The following is an 8,029-nucleotide window of genomic DNA, read 5'->3' as shown; positions in this document are numbered from 1 at the left end:
AGCCTTATGCTGCATGATAAAAAAATGATCGCCTTCTAACTGGATAAAATCAATTTCTGCAATACTTTCATTTTGCCAAAGCAAAACCTCTTCGGCGGTAAGATCTTCATCAATACCCGTGATCACTGTAAAAGGTATATTAAGCGGTTCGGCGGCTTGATGTACGTAGGTTTCGCTCACCTTAAAATCGTTGCGGAGAATTGGTTCAAGAAACTCCAGCATGGCATTATCCTGCAAAATTTCATCAGGCATCCCGCCAAGTATGATGATCTCATCTATAAATTCTTTTTGAGGATATAAATGAAATTTTTTGGTTAACCGCGATGGAGCCGAAGGCCCGGAAGCGCCGGTAATGAAAATATGTTTAGGTGGCTCGACTTTGTTTTCCCGAATTTTTACTGCAAGCAGGTAAGTTAGTAACCCACCCAGGCTGTGCCCGTAAAGCGCGTAATTACCTTTGCTTATAGTCGGCTTCAGTTGTTTAAACAGATCGTTAACCAGCTTATAAATATCTGATGTAAGCTCTTCAAAAATCCTTGCTCCCCTACCCGGATATTCGAGCGTGGTGGCATTAAATACGGGTGAACTCTCGGTAAATAACGGCCTGTACGAATACTTGTTCCCACCTGCAAAGGGCAGGCAAATTAAATTGGTCTTTCCACTCATTTTCCTGAACAGCAGTTAGGCGGTTATTCCTTTTCTGACCCTTACAAATGAGGCCGGATTTCCTGAATAGATGCTCCATTGCTCAAGGTCTTTAGTGGCCACGGAGTTAACTGTTAAAATAGAATGGCTGCGACAAACAACTCCCGGGCATACTACGCCTTTTGCACCGATCCAGGTACCATCGTGAAGTGTGATCTTACCGAGACGGTACGGAAAATCGGTTTTGGTATAATCATGGTTACCGGTAAGCAGCATAGCATCCTGTGAGATGCACACATTTTTCCCGATGCTCACATCTTCCAGGTTATCTATCCAAACCGATTCGCCAATCCAGGTGTTATCGCCGATTGTAAGCCGCCATGGATTTTTTATTTTAACTTTTGTTTTGATCACAACGCCATCGCCCACCTTTGAGCCAAAAAGGCGAAGTAAAGCCACTTTGAATTTATATGGCCAGGGGAACGCACTATTAAAAATGAAGTAGTTGATAAAATACCAAACCGTCACTTTTATTTTGCTGCCGTTTTTATAATCGCCGATTGTAAACTTTGAAAGATCTGTTTGCATGAAATATTAAAACGATTATGACCTTTGAGATTTCTTAGCTATTTGACGCCAGGCCAAAATACCTTATTCATTTACCGGCACAATAACAGCCGGTTGCTTTTTGGTACGGGACAGTTTCTTTGCCAACGCATGTGTTGGTGCTTCGATAAGCAAATAAAAGCCCCATGCTATAAAAACCATGAGTATTGAAAACCCAACAGGGATTAAAAAGTTAACTGGTTTACCACCAAAATAGTTGATCCAAACAATACCAATCAATCTAAAAAGGGGTTTATGGATCAGGTACAGCGAAAACGAACAGGTACCCAACACATTCATCGCTTTGACCATACCTGCTGGAATATATTTGTTCCAACGGTATTCCGTAGTGATACCGAGCCATAGCAGTATCAGGTAAAAATAGCCGAAAAGCAATTCAAGATAAGGTGAAGGCACGCCCCGTACCTGAAGTATTACCGCTATTCCAATTGCTGCTACCGCTGTTATTAAAAGCCAGCCCGAAGGCTTACTTAAAGTTCCATTGGCATACGCTTTTGCAAGCAGCACACCGGCGCACCAAACCACCCAGTACATGGCAAAATCCGAGCCCAGCCAAAACTGACCACTAATAAAAAGACTGAGTGCTATTAGTGATACTATGCCTGTAATGATTATCAGCGCCTTGTTACCCCAGTTTTTAAGTAAATAAAACACAACAGGGAATGCGATATAAAGTTCTAATTCGACCGGCAAAGTCCACAAAGCACCGTTTGATGTAAGGGCGCCTGTTGTATAGTTTTGAACCATAAAAACATTTGCCAGGTATGAGGTATAAGGTGCGACCGGCAATGCATATACTTTCAATAAGATAAATTCGATTATTAAGGTGACGATTATGGCTATTAAATATGGGGGATAGATCCTGAAGAACCTCCTTATAGCATATTCTTCTAAATTTAGCTTGCGGGCGTTGTCGCCAACATAAGGCAACGAGATACAAAAACCGCTTAAAAGGAAAAACAGGATAACACCCGATCCTAAAAAAGGTGTGGGTATAGAAAGCCAGGCAACAGCTTTATCAAACGCGGAAGCCGAAGATGAGCCACGCAAAGCATTCCAGCCAACCCACAGATCTTCCCTCACATGATATAGTACTACACCAAATGCTGCTAACCCTCTGAGGTAAACTATCGTTGCAGATTCGCTTTTAGAAGTTTTAGTAGTCATTTTATATTCAGTTAATTGATGGTGATACAGTGGCAAGACAGCTATTTTTCAAGCCGGATATCAAAGCTTTTTGTTAAATATTTGTAGATCTCTTCAATGCTGCTAAGCATGGTTTCGGTTCTGAAACGTTTGGAGTTTTTTATACCTTTCTCGACTACAGCTTTACGCTCGGCAGGCGATAAACTGATAACATGATCAACAACCAATGCCGATTCATCTGCCCAGAAATTTACGCTCCCATTTTGCTCATCGCGTTTTTTAATCAGGAAACCCGCGTCACCGGCAACTTCTGTCATCGGTGCTTCATTGGTTGTAATTACCGGGCAACCGGATGCCATTGCTTCGGCTATTGGCCACCCAAACCCTTCGGCGAGGGATGGGAATAATAGTAAAGTTGCACCTGCATATGCCAGTAGTGTTTGTTCATCGCTGATATCTGTCAGGAAAAAAATATCATTAGTGTAAGCTGATTGCTTTTGTTTGTCTTTCAGTGCCTCTGCCGGTTCTTTACCGATGAGTAGTAGGGGTAGTTTGCCATTATCAAGCTTCCGCCATGATTCATAAATCTCAATTACCCCTACCCTGTTTTTATACCATTGGTTACCGCCTATATGTAAAATATATCCCTGTGAAAGGTCGGTTCCAATTGCCTCGCCAAATAATTTCCGGGTTTTATCCGTTTCAAGCGGTTTAAAATCACGGTTAAGGCCGTTATAAACCACATCCGATAACTGAGGCTTCTTTGTCAAAAACTCCTGAAGGTCCCGGCTGGTTTTATTGGAAACCGATATAAAGTTCTTCCCTTTTGAATATCCCTTATGTATAAACTGCTGGTACAAACGGCCGGTTAAACCGGTTGGATTTTCTTTTATTTTACCAGAGGCCGAATGCTGCGCTAAAAAATCGTGACAATGAATTACATGCGGCCGGTTTGTTACTAAGGGCACCCAGGGGCCTAAGGCATGATCAGTAAATACAAATAACGTTTGATCGGGGTATGACTTTATCCTTTTACGAACCTGGCCGGGAAATACCAGATACTGGTCAAGATAGCCCAACCATTTTTTTAAACTGCCTGGCGCCGATAGTTTGTAAAAAAAAGCTTCGGGTGTCCAAACCTCAATTTGGTGCCCGCGCTGTTCCATACCCTTAGCTAACATGGAAGCAAAACGGGGCATACTTTGCGAACCTAAAAACGGAGGGTGCGTAAAAAAAACAATTCGCATAGTTAAACAGATACAGACCTGCGTTTAAGCTTATTTACTTTATTGATCAGATCAAGCATTGATTCCTTGTGGGCACGCTGCTGAAATTTCAAAGAGATTTTACGGGAGTGATTGCTGAATTGCTGACGCAATTGCTGGTCATTAAGCAGCTTTACAACTTTTTCAGAGAGTTCGCCAATATTTCCAAAATTGTATACAAACCCGTTTTTGTTGATCTGTACATCATCGGTGTCGCCGTAACTGCCGCATGTGCTGCTCAAAATTACAGGGCATCCCATGTATATGGCTTCGCTGATAGCCAACGAATGCGGTTCGATACTGGCCGGATGCACATATGCGTCAATTGCCGCATAATAAGCAGGCAATTCCAGGGGATCAACAAAACCTGTAAAGTGTACTTTATTTACCTTCAATTGTTCGGCCTTTTGCTTTAAACCGTCTAATGTTTTTCCTGAACCTAAGATGAATGCGTGGGCTTTATGTCCTTTGCTCTCCAGGTCTATCAGCAGATCGATCAGGTGTTCCTGGTTTTTCCAGGTTACCAGCTTGCCTACCACCGCTATGGCAAAATCATTTTCGGGGATCCCATATTGCTCACGAATCATTCTTCTTAATGCTGCTTTATCTTGATAGGCGTCAGCATATACATCAACGTCAATAGGATAATGCATCCTGATAAACTTTTTTTCGGGCACGCCATAAAGTTTAAAGTATGCTTCATTTGCATCGCCTACCGTAAAAAAGTAATTCACCTTGTTATAATACAGCCTTAACAAAAAGAACTTAGCCAAAAGTTTATACCATTTACGGCGCTGACGGTTTTCAGAGTCAGTGATATATACAATAGGCACATTATTGGTTTTGGCCCATTTGTGCGCCCTGCGCTGTACTTTTTGAAAGTGCCCATAGGTAATAATAGCATCCGGATTAAACGAATCTAATTCTTCAGTTATCGATGGAGCATCAAGTTCTTTGGTTGAAGGTAAAACCTGTTCACCATTTAAAAATTTATGATCAAATTCCTCCAGTCTCAGGTTGTTCCAGGATATTTCCTGGCCAAAATTTTTATCTACGTACTTTTTATAGCCCAGCATCGAGGCAAAAAAGAGCTTTACATCTACATCTTTCATTTTTGTAAAGCTGATATACTGCGGACAAAAATGCTGGATTGGGTGGGATACAATGATGGCCACCCTAAAATTATTGTTTGACATAAGTTTTTGTTGGTAATATCTATACTGCAACAACCGATTGGGTTGCAGGCTTTTTCAGCGCCTTATCCTGTTGATCGTTATAATTTTTGATAATTAAAACGCTGCCTATTGCCAGCCACAACCAAATATTTACAGGCGGGTTTTTACCCACGGCCCCTATCGATGCATTGAGGATAACGTAACTCAATAAAAATGAAAGTACTACGCTCCAATCTTTCCTGCGCGATTTTTGCCAGATGCCGAGGCAAAATACGATCATCCATAACCGGAACGCATACCATACAATGGCAAGATAGATCCCTCCCTCATAAATGGTTGTATCAAAGTCACTTTCGGTACCAGTTGACTCTAACTTTAAATCGTATGCATACTGGCTGATCTTTTCAGAGCCGTTACTCATTACGCCCAGTCCATTGCCAAACATGATGGCAACTATATCCTGGTCAAATACCCAGTTAGTCCAGTTTAAAAAGTTTCCTTGTACCCTATCCTTCATCTCTGCCGATTGGGTACCCGAATCGTTATCACTTGAACGTTCATCGTATGCGGCAAAAAACTCGGGCTTTGCTGCGCGGATACCTCCAAGCAATACAGTAAATACTGCAATACCTATCAGTCCTTTTGAAACGATTTGCCCGGGAGATTTAATTGCTGCAAAGGCAAGGCCCATCACCAAACAAACACCGCAACCCAAGACTGCCGAACGCCCGCCAGTTATAAATGTACCTATCAATAATGATATGCCTGTTGCGGCTAAATAGATGATCTGCCAGTTTTTTGCTTTTCCTTTAACTTCTTCTTTCGGCCAGAAAAAGGTCATGGCTAAAAACGAGCAAGCCATATTTAAAAACCATGAATACTGGCCGGTAAATGAAAATGTAGAACTTACCCTTAGGCGTCCGCCTGCCGAAAATCCTTCTAACGAACCGCCGTCAACACTTAAGTTTAACCAGTGGCTGGCCGGCAAACTATTTTGTAATACAGCAACCCCTGTTGTAGGTATTAACGCCAGGCAAATACAAATAACAAACTTTTTAAACTCATCCATCTTATCCGGAGGGAATGCAAAAGGCATCAGTACGCCAACAATCATGTACAACAGGTATTGTTTTAACCCGAAAACACTTAAAATTGGATCATGGAAAACAGTAAATACAGCCGGCGGAATAAATATCATCGTCACCGTTTTCCAGTTTTTGAAAAGCTTTAATGCCAAGCCGTTTAGTTTTGCCTTACTGATACTGAATATGCCCATGATGCATAAAATATCTTTTAAAAAGAACACCAAAAGCCCTAAAGCAGAAGGGAGCATTTTACGCATCAGGCCCTCAAAAATGAGTACAAAGACCAGCACGTAAAGCAGCTTTTTGATATAGACCCGTAATTTCTCCTGCTGATTATCCATCTAAACTTTGGTTAATTTTATTTTTTAGCCGCAAACACATCGTTGAGCGATGCGATCAATAACCTGCCGGTTTCATCCCAGCCTTTTAGGCCTGTAGCTTTTTTTACAGCTTTTGCTTTCATTGTGCTGTAAAGCTGTTCATCATCAGCCAATAATTGCAGCTTATCGGCAATATTTTTACTGTTCCTGATAGGAACTATGAACCCTTCTTCGCCATTGGTTATAATATCATCAGCGCCGGTATTTTCTGTGGCGATAATAGGAATCCCAAACGATAAAGCCTCGCCCAAAACCAGGGCTAATCCTTCTTCAATTGAAGGGAGACAAAAAACGCTGGCACTTTTATAAGCGGCCTCCAGCTCCTGCCCTTTTAATATACCTGTAAACACCACCCCATCCGGAATAACGATATCTGCCAAACCATTAGGGTTATTTTCAGGGCCTACAATTATTAATTTTTTGTTGGGATGATTTAATAACCTGAAAGCTTCAATTAAATACCGTAAACCTTTACGCACCGAAATACTTCCTACATACAGGATGGTAAATGTGTTCTGATGAATATTGTCGGCAACTTCATTACTGCCGGTTAACTGGTTAAAGCCATAGGGTACCCTGATCAGTTTATGTTCAGGAAAACCGGCTTCAATAAAGCTTCTTTTCACAAAATTTGAGGGCATCAGGATATAGTCGGCAATGTGGTACTCTTCAATGCGCCTTGCTTTTTCCTTATCATGAAAAGGTTGCCATTGCAGCTTTAATGATTCATACTCTTCCTTCATTAAATTTTCCTGGTACTCAACATGGCTGTTTACCGCTTCTACAATAACTATTTTCCCTTTGCTTTTGGCTTTTTTACTGGCATTGAGCCCGCTGCCATTGTAGTACATGAAAATATCTGCATCGTCAAGGTATTTTATGCAGGCGTTATCCTGTTCAATTTTGGCTAAATAAGCCAGTTGTGTACTTATAGATTTAGGTGCTTTAAATTTCAAGCTCGCCAAATAAATGCTTTGAATTTTATCACTACGGACTAACTTATCCCCTATTTCAGTAAATGCAGCACGTGGGCTCCAGCGCGAAAATCCGCTTACAAACTTGTGAAGGATTCCGGCCTGGTGAAGTGCAAGCGCATAACGATAGTGATGGCTCCGGTTAGGCGAAGTATAAATTACTTTCATAAATTTTGTGATTGCACAGCAGCATTAATGATATCAAAGTATTGTTTAGCCACCACTTTACTGGTATGCGCTTTCAGATGGGCATCAGTTTCAAATCTTAGCCTTTTCTGTAAATATCCATCTGTTAGGAGGCTTTTAATCGCTTTCACCAAATCCTGCAGATCGCCTCTTTTAAATACCAATCCTGCTTTGCCAACGGCATCTGGTAAGCCGCCACCGTCAGATACAATTGGGATACAACCACACGCCAGCCCTTCCAAAGCAACTATCCCAAAAGGCTCCCGCCACCTTGAGGGGATGAGCATATACTTGTGTTTATTTAAACAGGCAACCAGTTTTTCGCCAGTTAAGCTGCCTTCAAACCGGACAAGCTTCGCGATGCCGGCCTTTATAACAAATTGCTTTAACTTTTCAAAATCCTTCCCCTCTCCAATTACTGTGAGTGAAATTTCAGAGGTATCGGCATTTGTTTCTTTGTATTCTTTATATAGCTGCGCTATTGCTTCTATCGCTAAATCAGCACCTTTATCGGATACCAATCTCCCTAAAAAAACAAAACTTTTA

At 41.5% G+C, this 8,029-nt stretch carries 8 protein-coding genes; all 8 read right to left on the bottom strand.

Translation table 11 applies throughout. The annotated features are described in order from the left end of the window. The coding region (locus VF500_RS20290; RefSeq protein ID WP_330861427.1) for a thioesterase II family protein at positions 1-666 on the bottom strand (666 nt) is incomplete at its 3' end. A 15-nt stretch (positions 667-681) separates the two neighbouring features. Beyond that, on the bottom strand, positions 682-1,233 hold the full coding sequence (locus VF500_RS20285) for a WcaF family extracellular polysaccharide biosynthesis acetyltransferase (protein ID WP_330861426.1): 552 nt from the start codon (positions 1,231-1,233) through the stop codon (positions 682-684). A gap of 63 nt (positions 1,234-1,296) precedes the next feature. Beyond that, positions 1,297-2,439, bottom strand: a complete 1,143-nt coding sequence (locus tag VF500_RS20280) for an acyltransferase (protein ID WP_330861425.1) — start codon at positions 2,437-2,439, stop codon at positions 1,297-1,299. A gap of 41 nt (positions 2,440-2,480) precedes the next feature. Continuing rightward, the gene (locus tag VF500_RS20275) at positions 2,481-3,665 is read right to left on the bottom strand and encodes a glycosyltransferase (protein WP_330861424.1); all 1,185 of its coding nucleotides are present in this window, start codon (positions 3,663-3,665) and stop codon (positions 2,481-2,483) included. Positions 3,666-3,667: 2 nt separating this feature from the next. Further along, entirely contained in the window at positions 3,668-4,879 is a 1,212-nt protein-coding gene (locus VF500_RS20270) for a glycosyltransferase family 4 protein (RefSeq protein ID WP_330861423.1), read from the bottom strand. Positions 4,880-4,898: 19 nt separating this feature from the next. Continuing rightward, positions 4,899-6,284 (bottom strand): hypothetical protein, encoded by a 1,386-nt coding sequence (locus VF500_RS20265; protein WP_330861422.1) that lies wholly within the window; start codon positions 6,282-6,284, stop codon positions 4,899-4,901. Positions 6,285-6,301: 17 nt separating this feature from the next. Then, positions 6,302-7,465, bottom strand: coding sequence for a glycosyltransferase family 4 protein (locus VF500_RS20260; protein ID WP_330861421.1), 1,164 nt, complete (start codon positions 7,463-7,465; stop codon positions 6,302-6,304). Then, positions 7,462-8,029: glycosyltransferase (locus tag VF500_RS20255; protein WP_330861420.1), on the bottom strand; the 568-nt coding region annotated here is incomplete at its 5' end. The genes VF500_RS20255 and VF500_RS20260, both read right to left, overlap by 4 nt.

Source organism: Mucilaginibacter sp. (genome assembly GCF_036383575.1).
Taxonomy (GTDB): Bacteria; Bacteroidota; Bacteroidia; order Sphingobacteriales; family Sphingobacteriaceae; genus Mucilaginibacter.
This window is presented reverse-complemented; position numbering and strand designations above follow the sequence as displayed.

Coding starts and splice junctions, on each gene's coding strand:
- VF500_RS20285 (WP_330861426.1), bottom strand. CDS start 1,233: ATGCAAACAGATCTTTCAAAGTTTACAATCGGCGATTATAAAAACGGC.
- VF500_RS20280 (WP_330861425.1), bottom strand. CDS start 2,439: ATGACTACTAAAACTTCTAAAAGCGAATCTGCAACGATAGTTTACCTC.
- VF500_RS20275 (WP_330861424.1), bottom strand. CDS start 3,665: ATGCGAATTGTTTTTTTTACGCACCCTCCGTTTTTAGGTTCGCAAAGT.
- VF500_RS20270 (WP_330861423.1), bottom strand. CDS start 4,879: ATGTCAAACAATAATTTTAGGGTGGCCATCATTGTATCCCACCCAATC.
- VF500_RS20265 (WP_330861422.1), bottom strand. CDS start 6,284: ATGGATAATCAGCAGGAGAAATTACGGGTCTATATCAAAAAGCTGCTT.
- VF500_RS20260 (WP_330861421.1), bottom strand. CDS start 7,465: ATGAAAGTAATTTATACTTCGCCTAACCGGAGCCATCACTATCGTTAT.